At 44.8% G+C, this 18,102-nt stretch carries 17 protein-coding genes and 1 pseudogene; 12 read left to right on the top strand and 6 right to left on the bottom strand.

Annotated features, from left to right (window positions below; translation table 11 throughout):
* Nucleotides 1-35: 35 nt before the first annotated feature.
* Together FED51_RS01110 and FED51_RS01115 are read left to right on the top strand one after the other, a co-directional pair.
* Nucleotides 36-569, top strand: a pseudogene (locus FED51_RS01110) (ATP-binding cassette domain-containing protein); the annotation flags it as partial.
* Nucleotides 570-1,005: 436 nt separating this feature from the next.
* Complete coding sequence (locus tag FED51_RS01115) at nt 1,006-1,185, top strand: SE1832 family protein (RefSeq protein ID WP_010896362.1); 180 nt, start codon at nt 1,006-1,008, stop codon at nt 1,183-1,185.
* A gap of 95 nt (nt 1,186-1,280) precedes the next feature.
* Here the strand turns inward: FED51_RS01115 and FED51_RS01120 are convergent, their stop codons facing one another.
* Complete coding sequence (locus FED51_RS01120) at nt 1,281-2,006, bottom strand: MurR/RpiR family transcriptional regulator (RefSeq protein ID WP_053432046.1); 726 nt, start codon at nt 2,004-2,006, stop codon at nt 1,281-1,283.
* Between the two features lie 369 nt (nt 2,007-2,375).
* Between FED51_RS01120 and FED51_RS01125 the strand changes: the two genes are divergently transcribed.
* Both FED51_RS01125 and FED51_RS01130 read left to right on the top strand, forming a co-directional pair.
* Nucleotides 2,376-3,809 (top strand): glycoside hydrolase family 1 protein, encoded by a 1,434-nt coding sequence (locus FED51_RS01125; RefSeq protein ID WP_053432047.1) that lies wholly within the window; start codon nt 2,376-2,378, stop codon nt 3,807-3,809.
* 38 nt (nt 3,810-3,847) lie between these two features.
* Entirely contained in the window at nt 3,848-5,176 is a 1,329-nt protein-coding gene (locus tag FED51_RS01130) for a 6-phospho-beta-glucosidase (protein WP_053432048.1), read from the top strand.
* A gap of 107 nt (nt 5,177-5,283) precedes the next feature.
* On the opposite strand, the gene FED51_RS01135 is transcribed toward FED51_RS01130, so the two are convergent.
* From FED51_RS01135 to paaK, 5 genes are all read right to left on the bottom strand, one after another.
* Nucleotides 5,284-6,471, bottom strand: a complete 1,188-nt coding sequence (locus tag FED51_RS01135; RefSeq protein ID WP_053432049.1) for a hypothetical protein — start codon at nt 6,469-6,471, stop codon at nt 5,284-5,286.
* A 582-nt stretch (nt 6,472-7,053) separates the two neighbouring features.
* A complete protein-coding gene (locus FED51_RS01140; RefSeq protein WP_010896367.1) occupies nt 7,054-8,400 on the bottom strand; it encodes an amidohydrolase family protein in 1,347 nt (448 codons plus the stop codon).
* 214 nt (nt 8,401-8,614) lie between these two features.
* The gene (locus tag FED51_RS01145; RefSeq protein ID WP_053432050.1) at nt 8,615-9,139 is read right to left on the bottom strand and encodes a DinB family protein; all 525 of its coding nucleotides are present in this window, start codon (nt 9,137-9,139) and stop codon (nt 8,615-8,617) included.
* A 163-nt stretch (nt 9,140-9,302) separates the two neighbouring features.
* Nucleotides 9,303-10,172 (bottom strand): phenylacetic acid degradation operon negative regulatory protein PaaX, encoded by an 870-nt coding sequence (gene paaX, locus FED51_RS01150; RefSeq protein WP_041821065.1) that lies wholly within the window; start codon nt 10,170-10,172, stop codon nt 9,303-9,305.
* Nucleotides 10,173-10,384: 212 nt separating this feature from the next.
* The gene (paaK, locus tag FED51_RS01155; protein ID WP_053432051.1) at nt 10,385-11,722 is read right to left on the bottom strand and encodes a phenylacetate--CoA ligase PaaK; all 1,338 of its coding nucleotides are present in this window, start codon (nt 11,720-11,722) and stop codon (nt 10,385-10,387) included.
* Between the two features lie 250 nt (nt 11,723-11,972).
* Between paaK and paaA the strand changes: the two genes are divergently transcribed.
* The 8 genes from paaA (at nt 11,973) to FED51_RS01195 (ending at nt 18,099) form a co-directional block, all read left to right on the top strand.
* A complete protein-coding gene (gene paaA, locus FED51_RS01160; protein WP_010896378.1) occupies nt 11,973-12,956 on the top strand; it encodes a 1,2-phenylacetyl-CoA epoxidase subunit PaaA in 984 nt (327 codons plus the stop codon).
* Between the two features lie 23 nt (nt 12,957-12,979).
* The gene (gene paaB / locus FED51_RS01165) at nt 12,980-13,339 is read left to right on the top strand and encodes a 1,2-phenylacetyl-CoA epoxidase subunit PaaB (RefSeq protein ID WP_010896379.1); all 360 of its coding nucleotides are present in this window, start codon (nt 12,980-12,982) and stop codon (nt 13,337-13,339) included.
* Nucleotides 13,340-13,347: 8 nt separating this feature from the next.
* A complete protein-coding gene (gene paaC, locus FED51_RS01170) occupies nt 13,348-14,151 on the top strand; it encodes a 1,2-phenylacetyl-CoA epoxidase subunit PaaC (protein ID WP_053432231.1) in 804 nt (267 codons plus the stop codon).
* 12 nt (nt 14,152-14,163) lie between these two features.
* Nucleotides 14,164-14,670: a 1,2-phenylacetyl-CoA epoxidase subunit PaaD gene (paaD, locus tag FED51_RS01175; RefSeq protein ID WP_010896381.1), complete on the top strand. Its 507-nt coding sequence runs from the start codon at nt 14,164-14,166 to the stop codon at nt 14,668-14,670.
* 17 nt (nt 14,671-14,687) lie between these two features.
* Nucleotides 14,688-14,993 carry an EthD family reductase gene (locus tag FED51_RS01180; protein WP_041820086.1) on the top strand — a complete coding sequence of 102 codons (306 nt, stop codon included), beginning with the start codon at nt 14,688-14,690 and terminating at the stop codon, nt 14,991-14,993.
* Complete coding sequence (locus FED51_RS01185) at nt 14,986-15,759, top strand: enoyl-CoA hydratase-related protein (protein WP_053432052.1); 774 nt, start codon at nt 14,986-14,988, stop codon at nt 15,757-15,759. The genes FED51_RS01180 and FED51_RS01185 overlap by 8 nt, the downstream gene beginning before the upstream one ends.
* Before the next feature lie 2 nt (nt 15,760-15,761).
* On the top strand, nt 15,762-16,544 hold the full coding sequence (locus tag FED51_RS01190; protein WP_053432053.1) for an enoyl-CoA hydratase/isomerase family protein: 783 nt from the start codon (nt 15,762-15,764) through the stop codon (nt 16,542-16,544).
* Nucleotides 16,545-16,626: 82 nt separating this feature from the next.
* Nucleotides 16,627-18,099 (top strand): aldehyde dehydrogenase family protein, encoded by a 1,473-nt coding sequence (locus FED51_RS01195; RefSeq protein WP_053432232.1) that lies wholly within the window; start codon nt 16,627-16,629, stop codon nt 18,097-18,099.
* Nucleotides 18,100-18,102: the final 3 nt, after the last annotated feature.

Below are 18,102 nucleotides of genomic sequence, written 5' to 3' on the forward strand. Positions count from 1 at the left end.
GAGCAGTCGAGTTACATAAGGTTGGACCGGGAAAGAGTGTTTTTTTTAAGACGATTGCAGGTCTACTTGTTCCCACGGAAGGGACTGTAAAAGTATTTGGCGAGGACATTGGGAAGGGGAAGTTTCCAAAAAATTTTGGGGCTTTGTTAGACACTCCTGGCTTTCTAGGGCAATACTCAGGCTTCCGTAACTTAAAATTGCTAAGCTCTATTAAAAATCAAGTGACAGATGAAGAGCTAAAAGAGGTCATTTCCTTCGTCGGGTTAAACCCTGATGACCCTAGGCCCGTCCGTAAATATTCACTAGGAATGAAACAACGGCTCGGTATTGCACAAGCGATCATGGAAAAACCGAAACTATTGATTTTGGACGAACCAATGAACGGGTTGGATGAATCGGGGGTCCATGATATGAGGCAAATGATTTTAGATTTTAAAAATCAAGGAATGACGATTTTGTTGGCAAGCCATAACTCGGAAGACATCTCGATCCTATGTGATGTCGTTTATCAAATGGATAACGGACAACTAACATTGAAAGAGGAGCACGTTGCTGTTTCAAGAGGATAAGCAGAGGATATAATAGATTTATTTGAATCAATCGTTGGGATTTTATTTTGGCTACTAATCATTTATATGATTTCCAGAGTCTTTGTCCATTTTGATCATCAAAAGAAAGAAATGAAATCCCTTCATGAGAAGGTGGATCAGTTGCTTGAAGAGAGGAAAGATCAGTAAATGATAGCGGCTTTCAGGTGTTTAGCATTATATCAATTAAGACTTCAATACACTGGTTGAATGTTTGGTATTGCTTCATCAAGTTTGACGTTCATGTCGATTCTAGGTACTTTTCTTGTTAAACCGATAGAATCTCAACAGCACCCCAGCCATCGCTTCAAATGGTATGGATTCTGTGTTACCCATGGAAAAGACCAAGTGTTTGCAGGCTGATAGGAACCCGTGGTACCGTTAGAAGTGAATGGATAGGGGAAGGGGCGATACAGCCATGAGTACAGCAAATTTGGAGGAGCGTCTTGCTACGTTAAAAGCGGATTATATCAAGTATCAGGGCGATTTGGAGAAGGTTGAATCCACTGGTGGCGATGGGGGGCCCATTGAGCGCCAACTTTGTCAGCTTGAAGAAGAAATCCAGAAAATTCGCGAAGAAATCCGCAGCAACGGATAAGGGAAGGCATGGCCCTTAAAGTGAAAACTCCTTACGAACGGCACCTCATTGACAATTAAACCAATGGAGGTGCTTTTTTTGTTAGAAAAAACATGCTACCCCTGCAATTTATACAATTCACGGGCCATCGCTTCAAGAATGTACACGACGGGCACTTGGGTCGTGATGTTTGCTTTCTCAAAAAACTCTTCCGAGACATAATACGAAAGATTGACATCTGCTACTTTTGCTATTGTGGAAAATTTATTGTTGGTGATGCTAATGATTTTGCTACCTTCTTGTTTTAGCTGATTCACTTGGGTGATGGTAAAGTGGGTTTCCCCTGAGACAGATAGGGCGATGGTGACGCTGTTCTGCCGGAGCTTGGAGTGAATCGGGTAAGAAAAGTCTTTAATGTACATCGATAATTTCCCTAAGGCGGAAAAATACCTTGCGCCATATTCAGCTAAGATTCCAGAACTGCCGATTCCGATGAAGATGACGTTTTCCGCATCGGCCACAAGGGCAGCGGCCTCGGAAATTCTTTCTTCCAAGTCCCCTTTAAACGCCCGTTCGAAAAATTCCGCAATCGCATGCTGGGAGCTTTTAATCGGAGCTTTCTTCTCTTTTTCTAGGTGCATTTTTAGCTTCACTTTAAATTCGGAAAACCCGTCGCAATCCACTTTTCGGCAAAAACGCAAAATCGTCGCTGTCGATACGTGGGTTTCGTCAGCAAGCTCACGAATCCGCATGTACGCTACTTTTTCTGCGTGTTGGCAAATGTAGTTGTAGATCGACATTTCTAACTCATTAAAGGACGCAATGACCTCACTTGAAAACATCGTATACCCCTTCTCTGTCCATGATTTCCTTACTAGATGTTCTATACTGCTACATATCCCATCGTTGCATTGCTTTGCTACTATTTCACCGCTATTGTATCTTCCGTTTGAATAACACTATTATAGCACTAAGTAACATACTGTTACAAAAATGTAACACGCGACTTTCGGTGTGATAACAAACCAGATGGTCTCCGCTTGTTTACGATCACCACCCTTCCATTTACGATGGTGGTAGAGGTTAACTAAACGTTTGTTTAAAAGAGGCGAAGGCCCGTATCGGTAAGCTCTTCGATTATCAAAAACGGATCAGTTTTTGGTCTTTTGTGAAACGGGAAGACAAGAAGATTTCAATAGGAGGAATGGCAGATGACACGATTTCCAGAAGGTTTTCTATGGGGCGGGGCAACCGCCGCTAATCAAATGGAAGGTGGCTTTCATGAGGGGAACAAAGGGCTAAACATTGCCGATGTTCTTCCCGGAGGCAAAGAGCGGCTAACGATTTTAAAGCAACCAGGCTTTACCTTTGAAATCGATAAAGAGAAGTACTCGTACCCGAACCATGAAGCGATCGACTTCTACCATCGCTATCAAGAGGATATTGCGTTATTTGCTGAGATGGGTTTTAAAGTGTTTCGGATGTCGATTGCGTGGACGCGGATTTTTCCGAATGGAACTGAGCTAGAGCCGAACGAAGAAGGTCTTGCTTTCTATGATCGAGTGTTTGATGAATTGCATAAGCACGGAATCGAGCCTGTTGTGACGATTTCTCACTATGAAATGCCGCTCAACCTCGTGAAGCAATATGGCGGGTGGAGAAGCCGCAAATTGGTTACGTTTTTTGAGCGATATGCGCAGGTCATTTTTAACCGCTACCAAAAGAAAGTGAAGTATTGGATGACGTTCAATGAGATTAACGGGGCCCTCCACTTCCCCATTATGAGCATGGGCTTCTCTATTGAAAACGAAGAAACAAAGCATCAGGACATTTTTCAAGCGTTCCACCATCAATTTGTAGCGAGCGCTCTGGCGGTAAAAGCGTGCCGCGAAATCATTCCAGATGCGCAAATTGGCTGCATGATCTTATTTGCGCCTGTGTATTCGTACGATTGCCATCCTGACAATGTGATGTATGCCCTTGAGGAAGAGCGGCTGTTTAATTTCTTCTGCGGTGATGTGCAAGTGCGTGGGGAGTACCCAGCTTTCATTCGGCGCTATTTCAAAAAGCACAACATCACGCTTGAGATTGAGGAGGGCGATCTCGACATCATCAAGGAGCATACCGTCGATTACATCGGACTAAGCTACTACATGTCACAGACGCAAATGCTTGATAAAACAGGTGCTGATGTTGCTCCAGGAAACTTATTAGAAGGAGTAAAAAACCCATTTCTGAAAGCGAGCGATTGGGGCTGGGAAATCGATCCGACCGGCTTGCGAATCTCGTTAAACAAGCTCTATGATCGTTATCAAGTACCACTGTTTATCGTAGAAAATGGCTTAGGGGCTTACGATACGGTAGAGGAAGATGGTTCGATTCATGACGATTATCGGATTGACTATTTACGCAGTCATATCGAAGCGATGGCCGAAGCGGTTGAAGATGGGGTCGAGCTGATGGGCTACACGAGCTGGGGCTGCATTGATTTAGTAAGTGCTTCTACCGGCGAATTTTCGAAGCGCTACGGCTTTATCTACGTCGATAAGCATGATGATGGTAGCGGCACACTCGAACGGAAGAAGAAGGATAGCTTTTTCTGGTATAAAAAAGTAATCGAATCGAATGGGATCGATTTAGGGTAACGGTATAAAAACATTTAAGCTCTCGGAGGTGTAAGGCAATGACAGAAGGTATTAAGATTGCGACGATTGGTGGGGGTTCAAGCTACACGCCTGAACTTGTTGAAGGATTTATTAAACGCTATGATGAGCTGCCGGTTCGTGAACTATGGCTCGTCGATATTGAGGAAGGCAAAGAAAAAATGGAGATCGTCGGGAACCTTGCGAAGCGCATGGTTCAAAAAGCGGGTCTACCGATTGACATTCATCTAACCCTTGATCGAAGAGAAGCGTTAAAAGGAGCCGATTTCGTTACGACGCAATTTCGAGTGGGCTTGCTGGATGCGCGGGCAAAGGATGAGCGAATTCCATTAAAGTATGGCGTGCTCGGTCAAGAGACGAACGGGCCAGGCGGCTTGTTTAAAGGGCTGCGCACGATTCCGGTTATTCTTGACATTTGCCGTGACATGGAGGAGCTGTGTCCGGATGCATGGCTTATCAACTTTACGAATCCAGCGGGTATGGTGACAGAAGCAGTCTTACGTTATGCCAATATTAAAAAAGTCGTCGGGCTATGCAATGTTCCCATCGGGATCGAAATGGGTGTCGCCAAACTGCTTGATGTGGATCACTCGCGCATTCGCATTGACTTTGCCGGCTTGAACCATATGGTGTACGGACTCGATGTTTATTTAGACGGTGTCAGTGTAAAAGACAAAGTGATTGAGATGATCACAGATCCGAACAATAGTAGTTTCGTCAAAAACATCGACGGGCTCGGCTGGGAGCCATCCTTTATCAAAGCGCTCGGCGTCCTCACATGCCCATACCATATGTATTATTACAAGTCACGGGAAATGGTCGAAAAGGATTTGAAAAAAGCTGAAGAGGAAGGCACACGGGCTGAAGTCGTCCAACGCTTAGAAAAAGAACTGTTTGAGCTGTATAAGGACCCGAATCTGGACATCAAGCCACCGCAGCTCGAAGAACGAGGCGGAGCCTATTACTCTGATGCCGCCGTCCGCTTAATCCATTCGATTTATACAGATCGACGAGATATTCAACCCGTGAATACGATGAATCGTGGGGCAATCGCAAGCATCCCGAGCGACTCAGCGGTGGAAGTGAGTTGTGTCATCACAAAGGATGGACCGAAGCCGATCGCGATGGGAGATTTGCCAGTCCCGGTCCGCGGACTCGTTCAGCAAATTAAGTCGTTTGAACGGGTAGCAGCAGAAGCGGCCGTTACTGGCGATTATGATCTTACGGTTCTGGCGATGACGATCAATCCATTAAGTCCATCGGACACGATCGCGAAACAAATCGTTGATGACATGCTTGAGGCACACAAGGAGCACTTGCCGCAATTTTTCAACGAAGTTCAAGCGTAATAAAGGAGAGGGGCTGTTCATGTTGAGCAGCCCCTGTTTCTCGTATGAAAGAGATGTCCAGCTCCAAGAGCTCTCCGTAATTCTTTTAACTCCGTGGCCTTCCCCCCTTATTCATTTCGCTCTACTTTTAGGACAAAATCGAGCAAATGATGATCCTCGATCGGAATTTTCGCCTTTACATCGAACGTCCCATTGTCAATGATCAGCAAATGAGCGTCGGCTCCTTTCTCGCGTAAATAAATCTCATTTACGACATGGTCATAATAAAGGATCTCGTAGATAGCGTCCTTTTGAATATAGTCTTTTTCCAAGGCTTGAAACGTAGGGTTTTCGCCAAATGTAAGCAGACCGAGGGTAACCCCGTCCTCCTCACTCTGGACAAGATATAAGGCTTTGTTTTCTTCGAGAAAAACAGTTCCTTCGCCCTCAAAGTAATACATATCTTGATGTGGGAGGTGGTGAAACGGATAGGTGGCGTGATACCGGAACTCACGATCGTAAACAAACAACGTTCCCTCCTCACTTAAAATATAAGCATAATCATCATCCGCATAAAGGGGGTAGAGATCTTGTCCCCCTAGTTGAAAATCTTCGTAGGTGACGTTCTCCTTCGCCATATCGACAATCCCAATCCCTGCGTTCTCATAGTGCCCTTCTTGATTGAAACGACCGCTAAGGCCGTATATGATCCTTTCCTGAAACCCTAACAGTGGTGCACTTTTGGGTACAAAATCTGGCTCTGTTTCAAAGCTTTGTTCCGTTGTTGCATTGGAAAGAGAAACACTAAACGTGTCAGAATCGATATTTTGCTCACTCGTTTTGTGGGAGACGGCTGTATCAAATAACACCTCTTCCCCGTAGTGCTCAAGGTTTTGCACGCCAACGTTAGATGAAAAATAATCGAGCTCAACTTTTTCAAAGGAAAGGCGCTGTAAGTCAAACGTATAATAGTAATTATCAGACGTGGCCTCCCCAAATAACGAAACGTACAGGGTATCCATATCGGTTGGCTTTTGGTGGATAAGCATACGACGAAACTCGTCATCAACAATTTCGAACTCCTCAACGACTTCCCCATTCTCGTTTATAGCTTTCACAATAGTGGCGTCTTGATTGACTCGGATGTCAGCCGGATAGAATAGTAAATAGTCGCTCTCCTCATTTGTTAAAAGATCGAGATGAAACTGCTCGATTCCTTCGACTTGAACTCTTTCCAGTTGGACTTTCGTCTTTGCCACCGCAATGATCACGATAAGTAAAAGCGTGCTTATTAATAGTAATCGATACCACTTCATGCGATTGGTTCTCCCTGACTTGGGCTTACATTACAAAATGGATGGACATGGTTCACAACATTCTCTCCTAGTATTGTTTTTAATTTATATTACTATAAAACGAAGGGGAATGGGAAAAAGTTCTAGAATACTAGAAAGTAGCCTTAAAAGGAGGAAAAATCGTGATGATCCCAAACAATGCATCGAAGCTTTATCGGAAAGATAGGATCGTGAAGGACCCCAAAAGGAGATCAATATGGAATTATTATTGCAACTAAGCCTATTTGTCCTCTTGATCATCATCATAAATTTTGTCATGAAACAATTTGGTAAAAGGGGTTTCCTGTTCGTTTTGGTTATACTTTTTGCTAGTTTAATCACTTTAATAATAGGGGTCAATGGTGTTGCGGATCGTTCTTTTTGGTTGATCATTTTGTTCGCTTCAATTCCTCTATCTATAGGAATTACACAACTCATAAAGAAGCAGAAGGACTAAAAAATCTCTATTGTTTTACATTTCTTTTTGTTGATGAAAGCTAATAGAGTAAATAAAATAAACAACAGCCCTCATCACCTCCTCACAGGCAATGAGGGCTTTTCTCGTTAATTCTTGGCTGCCTGTCTGTGAAAGACTGCTTCACTTGCAGCTAGGACTTTGTTTCGTAAGCCGTCCAGGTCATCGAATAACAGCTTGCCGTGTCGTTTAACGGGTCGGCCGGCGATGAAGACTGAATCAACGTTTTCAGGCCTCGCGCTTTGGACAACCGCACCAACGGGCTCATGATTGAGCGGGAACAGGTTGAACGACGATGGGTTGATCAAGAGAAGGTCTGCCTCTTTCCCTACGTCAAGGGTTCCGATTTTATCGTCTAGCTTGAGGGCTTTTGCACCGTTCAGTGTGGCGAACGTTAACACGTCGTTCGTTGTCATCTTCAGCTGCTCCGGCATTTCTCCGCGGTCGAGTCGTTGTTCATTTTGCCACGCTCGTTCGGCTTGAAGGGCGAACTTCATCTGAGCGAACATATCACCTGCGGTAGCAACGACAACATCGACGCCGAGGGTGACTAGGCCACGGTGCTTATGGAGGTAACCGGTGGCTGGATAGCCGTGCCCCATCATCATTTCTACTTCAGGGGTGACGGATAGGGAGGCGCCGCTTTCCGCAATGTATTCATACTCATGTGGTTGGATTCGGTTCACATGGACGAGGTTTAAGTCCGAATCGAGCAAGCCGGCTTCACGCATACGGGTGATGGAACGGTCATGAGGGCCCCACGTACCGAATCCGATGTGCATCGACGCAATGGCATCAAGTTCTCTCGCTAGCTGGATATCATCAAGGGTGACCTCCCATGAGCTGAATTCCGGTCCGCGAATCGCTAATGCCATGGTCAGCAGCTGATCGTCCGACTGAAAATATTCTTTTTTTACCCGCTTTGCGTCTTTCGGGTGTCTCACTTCACTGTCACGGGACCAATACGTCTCATACCCAGGGGTGCCATGGGCGAAGACGGCACGAATTCCAGCTGCTTGAAGTCCTTTGATCGACGCGTCGGCGTGCTCAGGGGTCTCGAGCATGGACCAATCGAGCACCGTGGTCACCCCTGCATCAATCGCTTCGAGAGCGCCCCAAAGGTTGGCAATATAGGAGTCTTCAGGGGTTAGCATTGATCCTAGATTACCGTAATATAAATTGTCTAAATAGGTGAGCAAGGTCCAGTCTGTACCGATGTGACGGAGTAGTGACTCCCATACGTGCCGATGCGTATCGACAAAGCCTGGCATGACGATTTTACCCTCGGCGTCGATGATTTCTGTATCGACTTCTGGTTCGATGTTTGGGCGGATGTCCCGAATCCACTTGCCTTCGATCAGGATGTCTTTTGCTTGTGGTTTGTGGTTTCCTTTCATGTCTAACACAAGTCCGTTTTTAATTAATTGCTGTTTCATAAAGAAATCCTCCCCTTGAATCAATTGCTTCGTTCGCCTCGATTCCGCCAGTTGGCGATGACTGATCCCCCTTTCCTAATCATTTCAACTAAAACGAGACGCGCATCGTGTACTCTATACCCGTTTTTGACTTCTTTATCCCATTTATTTTGTAAAAATGGTAGAAAGATAGAAAACCCTTGATCAAATCAATCGATCAAGGGCTCTGAATTGTTTAATCGTTTAAGATGCCTAAGTATTCCTTCCATGGGCCAACATCTGTATCATAGCGCTTCGCCATGCTTCTTACGATTTGCGCGATGTGGGTCAGGTCATGGACAACCCATGCCGAGAGGAGTTCCCTTACTTTGACGACACCAAATGCAGGGTGGGCGCCTGTTCGTTCAAGGTCGGCTTCCGATTGAACAAGACTTCGGAGAGTGTTTAGGTTCTCTTTTCGCAGTTGCTGAAACTCCTTAAACCTCTCGGTAATTGGAACCGCGTTGCTTTGGTTTAAGTGTGAGAAGCGATCGAATGCTGGAAATGGCTTATGTTCCCCTTCTTGTAAAATAAAGCGCAGACGTGGAATCCAATTCGTTTTTTCCGCTTCAATCAAATGAACAACGACCTCATATACCGTCCACGTCTCATATCCTTCATTGCATTGATGCCACGAATCAGATAAACCCTCAAGAAAAACCTCCAGTGTCTTTGGGGTGCGCTCCAGCAATTGAATGGCTTCGTTCATTTGAAAATTCATCCTAAACCCCTCCCAGTGTTATATGAAATGTCTACGTAAAGTATAAACGATCACACAGCTTTGCGGGTACAATAGAGGCGCTGATTAACATAAACATACAATGGAGCAAACAAAAACCGTAACCCTACTTTAGGCTACGGCATAAAAAATGAGTGCACCTTGGCTATGATTGGCTTTCGGACATAAACGGATGGTCAAGGAAATTGTATTCCTTATCCTTTTTTACTAGAGAGTTGCCCTCTGCAAAGACAGATTCAAAAAAGCGTCTCGCCGGTTCGGCAAGGGTGCGATAATAATCGGCAAACAGATGGGCAGCTGAATCACCTAACCATTTTTCAGGTAAGAGCTCTTGCGGAAGGCCCGGATCAATAAAAAGGAATTTACGATATTCGTGGACGAGCAATGTCCGCTCAACAAAGCAGGCCCCATCACTCATTTCTCCTTTTTCAATTTTGTTCTTATCAATCACATATTTCTGGCTGTACTTTTGGATAAAAGCTAAATACTTTTCATTAATTTCATCTAGATCCCAACACTTTTCGATCAACGTTTTTGGTTCACCCATGCCTCTGTAGTCCGCGCAGAAAAAATGGACGTAGGGGGAAATCTCATATTTTTCGATCAGTGTTTCAACTTGTTCTTCCAATGGGTTCGGGGTAATCCAGCAACTATTCGCTAAAAGTCCAAAACCACTCCAAACGAGCTCTTTCCGCAGTTCATCCCGTAAGCTTCGTTTTTCCTCCGGGATTGAGTAAATCAACAAACGCCACTTTTCGTCCCAAGAGGGGGCTTCTAGTTTGTAAATCCGCTGTGCGGCTTCAGCCATTCGTTTTCGGCCCTGATCGGTGAGGGAGTAGTAACTTTTGTTCCCTTTTTTTTCCGACTGAATCCAACCTTGCTTGCTCATTCGTGAAACCGCTGCACGAACGGATTGCTCGTTATGGCCGAACTCCTGCAAAAAACGAATTAAGCTACCAATCCATATCACATTTCCATAGTGACGAATGTAATCTCCGTATAACGTAAAAATCATTGAACGAGTATTTGGTTGATTCTCCAAGATTCATCCCACCCTGTTTTAACATTTGCCATGTGTAAAAAGCTATAATGTTTATTTTACTATAAATTAAAAAAACGTCATAATACCTCCAGCGAAAATGAAAAAGAAGGGGGCCTTCAAAAAGGAGGCACACCCTTTCATAATGCAGAGCGGGAGAGTGGCTTATAAAAGCTAGACGAAAAAGATTAACTAGAAATTCTTTCGTTCGACTTCCGCTTATCAACAATTCGCTTGGCTTTACCTTCAAATCGAGGGAGAGTGCCCGGTACCTTTAAGTGAACATCCATTGAAACGAGCATTTCCTGCTTCAATGTTTGCTGAATTTTCCCCTTTAGTAATGATGCATGAGGATGGTTTAAATCGCCATGGAGATCGAGCGTATAATATTCGTCCTTGAGTTCTACATGTAACGCCACTTCATCGAGAGCCCCATTCTTAACTAAATGGAGCTGATAGTGGCAGTCGAGCTCGTCCATTTTTAAGATGCATTGTTCAATTTCTGACGGGAACACATTAACCCCGCGAATGATTAACATGTCATCTACCCGGCCTTTTACCCGGCTCATGCGAGCAGTCGTTCTTCCGCACTCACATGGTTCTCTAGTGAGGGATGCAATGTCGCCTGTGCGGTAGCGAATGACAGGCAATGCCTCTTTTTGTAGCGTTGTAAAGACAAGTTCCCCTTCTTCACCGTCAGGAAGACACTCAAGAGTAATAGGGTCAATAATTTCGGGATAAAAGTGATCGTCAGCAATATGGAGTCCATTTTGACATTCGACACACTCCATTCCAACTCCTGGTCCAATGACCTCACTGAGTCCGTAAATATCCATCGCTTTCATGTTGAACATCGTCTCCAAGTTCTTTCTCATCTCTTCCGACCATGGTTCGGAACCGAGGATTGCATATTGAATCGACGTTGAGGCCGGGTCAATGCCCATTTTTTTCATCGTTTCACCTATGTTCATGATGTAGGAAGGAGTTCCGCAAATAACTCGAGGCTTGAAGTCTTGGATGAGGGTGATTTGTCGTTGGGTATTCCCGCCGGAGATCGGAACGGTGACACAGCCGAGTTTTTCAGATCCGCCATGAAGACCTAATCCTCCGGTGAACAATCCATACCCATACGCATTATGCAAAAGGTCTCCCTTACGTCCTCCAGCCATGAAAATGGACCGTGCGATAATAGACGACCAATGTTCAAGATCTTTTTGCGTGTAGGCGACAACCGTAGGTTTCCCGCTTGTTCCAGAGGAGCCATGTAAGCGAACGACTTCATTCAGAGGAACAGCCAATAAGTGGAATGGGTAGTTTTCCCGTAAGTGATGCTTTTGTGTAAACGGGAGTTTCTGTACATCATTTAACGACTGGATATCTTCAGGCTTAACGTCTCCTTCTTGAAACGCTTTTCGGTAAAAGGGGACGTTTTCATAAACAAGCTTTACCGTGCTTTTTAAATGGTAGGTCTGAAGTTTTTCCTTTTCTTCTAAAGATAACGTTTCAACCTGATCGTAAAAAGCCATCAATTGCACCCTCCTACATAATAAAAATAAAACGGTTGATAATATATCGTCATATTTATTTTTAAACTACTCGTTTATGAAAGCGTTGTCAATAATAAATAGAATTTTATGAAAAATTAATTACCTAAAGACATAGAAATTAAGGGATTTTTCTGTTTAAGATAATTTCTTTGCAAAGAAAGGATATTGTCAAATATATAACGTAATTATATAATGTCGTTAAATAAACGTTACAAAAGGAGTTGTCGATATGTACAATTTTGTTGAGCACGGTGGTGTGATCAACGGACAGGAGGAGGATCAAGAGAAATATGCTGCTTTTATGGAGAAGATTGACAGTGGTAAAAAGATTGAAGCAGATGACTGGATGCCAAAGGATTATAGAGAAACACTGATCAAGCTTATTTCGATGCACGGGATCAGTGAAATTATGGGGGCGCTCCCAGAGAAAGAATGGGTTCCAAAGGCACCGACACTCTATCGCAAGCTGGGAATCATGGCGAAAGTTCAAGACGAAATGGGACATGGTCAGCTTTTGCTCAGGGTAGCTGAAGATTTACTCGCACCGTATGGAAAAGGTCGAGAAGATTTAATGATTGATTTACTAAACGGTGATTTGAAATTCCATAACGTATTCCACATGGAAACAAAAACGTGGGCGGATGCTGGAGTGATCGGGTGGCTGGTGGATGGAGCAGCCATTATTTCGCAGACGAATATGCTTGATGCTTCCTATGGTCCTTATCAGCGGGCATTGCAGCGGATTTGTGCGGAGGAAGTTTTCCACGCCCAACATGGTGAAGCGATCATCATGGCTCTTGCGGAAGGAACAGAAACACAGCGCCAAATGCTGCAGGAGGCATTGAACCGGTGGTGGCCTGCGCTTCTCATGTTCTTTGGACCAGAGTCTGCTGAAACGACAGGTTCATCAAAACAGGAAGTGACAACGAAATACAAAATAAGAAAAAACTCCAATGAGGAGTTGCGTCAGGCGTTTCTTGATAAATATTTGCCACGTGTGTTTTCCCTTGGGCTAACGGTACCAGATGAAACACTTTACTATAACGAAGATGAAAAGCGTTGGGTCTACCAACAGCCGAATTGGAATGAATTTAAACAAATCATTCGTAACAATGGACCAAGATCAAAAGAGCGGTTGCGTTTGCGAAAATTGGCACATGAAAAAAATAAATGGGTGCGTGAGGCTTTAGCTGCACAACCAGTTACGAATTAGGTATGTCAGAAAGGAGAAGGATGATGGCAGAAAAGAAGGGACCTGGGTTTTATCAAGAATATGAAGTGTTCAGTCGGAAAAGCAGCAGTGCTCCTTTTCAACTGCAATTTAGTCTCTTAGCACCGAATGAAGAAATGGCTCTCATGATGGCCCAAGAGAACTTTATGCGACGGGAACCAGTTGATGACATTTGGGTTGTAAAGCGCAGCCATATTCGCTCAATGACGAGCAGTGAACGGGAGCAATGGACGAAACGCCTCGATAATAAACACTATCGAACAACGAAAGGCTACGGTTATTTAAGACGAAAATGGCGAGAAAAGGAGCAAGTGATGCTAGATGAAAAAGAAATTTTATCTTGGAAAGAGGTGAAAAAATCGTGAATTTTGTAATGACACCTGAAGAGGCTAAGACGAATGAGGCATACTGCAGAGCCCTTATCGAACTGCTCTATCAATTGGCGGACGATGATTATATTGTCGCCTATCGTGGCTCAGAGTGGTTGGGACTGGCGCCGCACATTGAAGAAGATGTCGCTTTTTCCTCTATTACGCAAAATACAATGGGCCACGCTGTCATGTTTTACGAATTGCTTGAGCAGTTAGGAGAGGGAGATGCAGATACGTTGGCACATGAACGTGATCCAGCACTGCGAAAAAACGCGGTTTATCTCGAAAAAAAGAACGGGTCGGGCACTTATCTTGAGGAACCTCATTACGATTGGGCTTTAACTGTTATTCGTCACTTTTTCTATGAAACATTTAAAAAGATAAGGTTGGAGGCTTTGACGCAAAGCTCATATGTGCCACTTGCCAGGGCGGCAGAGAAAGTGTTAATGGAGCAGCCATATCATCTAGCCCATTGGAAAACGTGGCTCTGTCAGCTTCAACAATCGACAGAGGAAGCAAAAAATCGCTTAATGGAGCGAATCGATGAAGCTTGGTTAGAAATCCTTGACATGTTAGAGCTAGGTCTGAAGGGAGGTGAGATGGTTGAGTATCAGCTAATCACCGATGAAGCAACGATTCAGCAACAGTGGGTAAAGGAAATGAATAAAAGCTTGTTTTATGTACCATCACAACCGTTACAAAAACAGAAAGGCAATGGGCGTGACGGCGAGCACACAGACGACTTACAACAAGCGCTTAGCACATGTAGTGAAGTTTATAACAGTGACCGGCATGCCGTTTGGTAAGGGGGAGTGAATGTGGAGCAACAGAGACGTGAAGAAATTATCGCTACGTTAAAAACGGTCGATGATCCTGAACTCCCTTCTGTAAGTGTGTTTGATCTTGGCATGGTTCATTCTGTGGACGTAGAGCAAGGGCTTGTCACCGTGAAGATGATTCCCACATTTATCGGGTGCCCAGCTCTTGACATGATTAAGAAAGATGTCAAACGAGCAGTAGAGGTGCTTCCGTGGGTTGAGGTATGCGAAGTGTCCTTCTCCATGCAAGAATTATGGTCAACGGCTGCGATTACAGAAGAGGGGAAGACATGTTTAAAGAAACACGGCATCGCGCCTCCTCCAGAACATTATGTGGTCGGTGAAGAATGGAGCGTTCAATGTCCATACTGTGAGTCAGCCTATACATCGATTGAAAATATATTTGGTCCAACGGCCTGTAGAAGTATCTTATACTGCCGCGCCTGCAAAAATCCTTTTGAAGCGATGAAGCCGATCATTGCTCAGCCAGCAAATGACAAAAAGTGATGAAAGGGGAAAACATGATGGTGAAGTTAATTGCACTTTATGAACAACCGGAGGATAAACAAGCGTTTGATGAGCATTATTTTAACACTCATGCACCATTAACACGAAAAATTCCAGGTTTACGCGACATGAAAGTCACACGGATTGTCGGATCTCCGATGGGAGAAAGCAAATTTTACTTAATGTGCGAAATGTACTACGACGACCACGAATCTCTTCAACAAGCCATGAGAACGGACGAAGGAAAAGCATCGGGTAAAGACGCAATGAAGTTTGCAGGCAAGCTCTTAACACTAATGATAGGTGAGGAGATGGATGAGTAGCGATTTCATTCAGTCGTGGACCGAAGGAGCAGTGGGCGTGATTCAGCTCAACCGTCCAAAAGTCGCGAATGCTTTAAATCGTCAGATGGTTCAGGAAATAGTAGAGCAAGCGGAACGCTACGATCGTGATCAAGAGATTCGCGTCATTTTAGTCAAGGGGAGCGAGCGGGCATTTGCTGCAGGAGCTGATATCCGAGAGATGGAAGGTGAAACTCCTATTCGTTTTGAGCTAGCCGACCCTTTTGCTGACTGGGATCGATTTACGAGAATTCATAAACCGATGGTAGCTGCGGTGAATGGCTTTGCCTTAGGGGGCGGCTTTGAATTGGCCCTTCATTGCGATCTAATTGTGGCAGCGACCAATGCTCGTTTTGGCTTTCCAGAAGTGTCGTTAGGTGTTTTACCAGGGGCAGGGGGGACTCAGTTGCTCACTCGCGCGGTAGGACGAAAGAAAGCGCTCGAATGGATTTGGACGGGTAAGCACATATCAGCTCAAGAGGCGTTGCAGATTGGGATTATCAATAAAATCGTTGAGCCAGAGCTAGTAGAAGAGGAGGCTTTTCGATTGGCTCGAACCATTGTCAAGCAAGCACCAATTGCCGTTCGTCTTATTAAGGAAGCTGTTCATCAGGCAGAGGACGTAACGTTAGCAGATGGCATGATGCTCGAAAGGAAAAATTTTTATCTCGCGTTTGCTACAAAGGATCAAAAAGAAGGAATGAAAGCCTTTCTTGAAAAACGTCCACCGATTTTTAAAGGAGAGTAAAGATGTGCGAAGAGTTTAAAGACATTATCTATGAGGAGAAGGGACAAGTGGCTTGGGTCACATTAAATCGGCCGGCAACCTACAATGCATTTACACCTGTTATGAATCGAGAAGTGACCGTTGCATTAAAAAAGGCCAATCAATCGGATGCAATTCGAGCGATTGTGTTGACGGGGACTGGAAGAGCGTTTTGTTCTGGTGAGGATTTAGATGGGGTAACGGTAGACACAGATCACGGAGCGATTTTGCGAGCTCGATACCATCCGATGATGCAAGCGATGAAGCAAGTCGAGAAACCAATAATAGCCGCCGTCAATGGGACAGCCGCAGGAGCGGGCATGAGTTTAGCGTTGGCAGCAGACTTCCGACTCGTACATGAGAATGCAAAATTTGTTAGCGCTTTCTTAGGGGTTGGGTTGATCCCAGACTCCGGGTTTTTGTACCAACTTCCGCGGATGATTGGGTATGCGAAGGCGCTAGAGCTAGCCGTGCTTGGCAAGCCGCTCTCAGCTGAGGACGCACAGAGGTATGGGCTCGTCACTGAAATCTTTGCAGCGGATGAGTGGGAAGATGGTATTGCTAATTTTTCGATGAAAATAGCCGCTCTTCCGACGAAGGGGATCGGTTTAATAAAACGACTCATGATCGACGGCATGAACGAAGACTTTCTAGATGTGTTGGAAAAAGAAGCGCAAGCCCAGCGGATCGCAGGACAATCTGCTGATCATAGGGAAGGGCTTGAAGCATTTAAACAAAGCCGTCCCCCTGTGTTTACAGGCCTGTAGGCAGTGCTGAAATTTTAATAGAAAAGGAGCGATTTCATTGGCACATACAGTAAGCGAACAACGAATTCATGAGGTAGGCTCGATGAAACGGGACCACTATCGGATGGTCATTAACGGAGAACGGGTCGATAGCGACGAAACGTTTGAGACGTTTAACCCTGCCAAAGGTGAGGTTTTAGCAACAGTTGCAAAAGCAAGTCGTGAGCATGCAGAAAAGGCAGTTCAGGCGGCTCGCCATGCTTTCGATCACGGCAAATGGCGAAAGTACCCTGTTGGAAAACGTGCTCGTGTGCTTAATCAAATTGCCGCCATTATGAGGGAGCGGTTTCAAGAGCTTGTGGAAATCGAAGTGCTCAATAGTGGCAAAGCGATCAGTGCTGCTCAAGCACAAATCAATCAAGCAATCGAAGACTTTGAGTTTTATGCTGGGGCGATTGTAGGCCATCGTGGAACCGTAAACAACGTCCCTAATGGATTTCTGAACTACACACAGAAGGAGCCGGTCGGTGTTTGTGCACAGATCATTCCGTGGAACTACCCGTTGATGATGGCAGCATGGAAAGTCGCTCCGGCACTAGCTGCGGGTTGTTCTGTTGTTGTTAAGCCGGCAAGCTTAACCCCGATTACAGCGATTCTTTTAAATGAAATTTGCCATGAAGCTGGTGTGCCAGAAGGTGTGGTCAATACGGTTGCAGGGGCTGGAAGCGTTGTTGGAGATTATCTAGTTGGGCATGAAGACGTAAATAAAGTCGCATTTACAGGCTCTACTCCAATCGGAAAAGACATCATGGAAAAGGCGTCACACACATTGAAGCGTGTCACGTTAGAGCTCGGCGGTAAATCACCTAATCTAGTTTTTGCAGATGCCGATATGGAAGCAGCCGTTGCAGGTTCTTTATTTGGGATTTACTTTAATACTGGTCAGTCTTGTGAAGCGAGATCGCGCCTGTTTGTTCATGAAGAAATTTACGATGAGTTTATAGAGGAGTTTATCACTCGCGCAAAAAAGTTACAGCTAGGAGATCCATTTGATAAAGGTACACATGTCGGTTCGATCATTAGTAGAGACCAGCTTGAAATCATTGATAGCTATGTTCGTTCAGCTGAGGAAGAAGGGGCAACGATTGCCTTAGGTGGAAAAGAGAGGCGGGTGGAAGGCTTTGAGAACGGTCATTGGTATGAGCCAACAGTCATTACCAATGTAACACCAGATATGAAGGCGGTACAGGAAGAAATCTTTGGACCTGTTGTGGTTGTCGAAACGTTTCAGGATGAGAGAGAGGTCATTAAGCGGGCCAATGATACGAAATTCGGCTTAGGTTCAGCTATTTGGACGAAAGATCAAGGTCGTGCTACGCGCGTGGCTCATCAGCTGGAAGCAGGGATTGTCATGGTGAACTGTCCATTTTCGGCTTTTCCTGGTACCCCTTTTGGCGGCTACAAAGAATCAGGATTTGGTCGTGAGCTTTGCGTAGAGACTCTCGATCTCTATATGGAGGATAAGAGTATCTTATCCTATTATGGACCAAAGCCTATTAATCCATTCGGAGTTTAAGAG

The organism is Halalkalibacterium halodurans, from assembly GCF_005671335.1.
Taxonomy (GTDB): Bacteria; Bacillota; Bacilli; order Bacillales; family Bacillaceae_D; genus Halalkalibacterium; species Halalkalibacterium halodurans.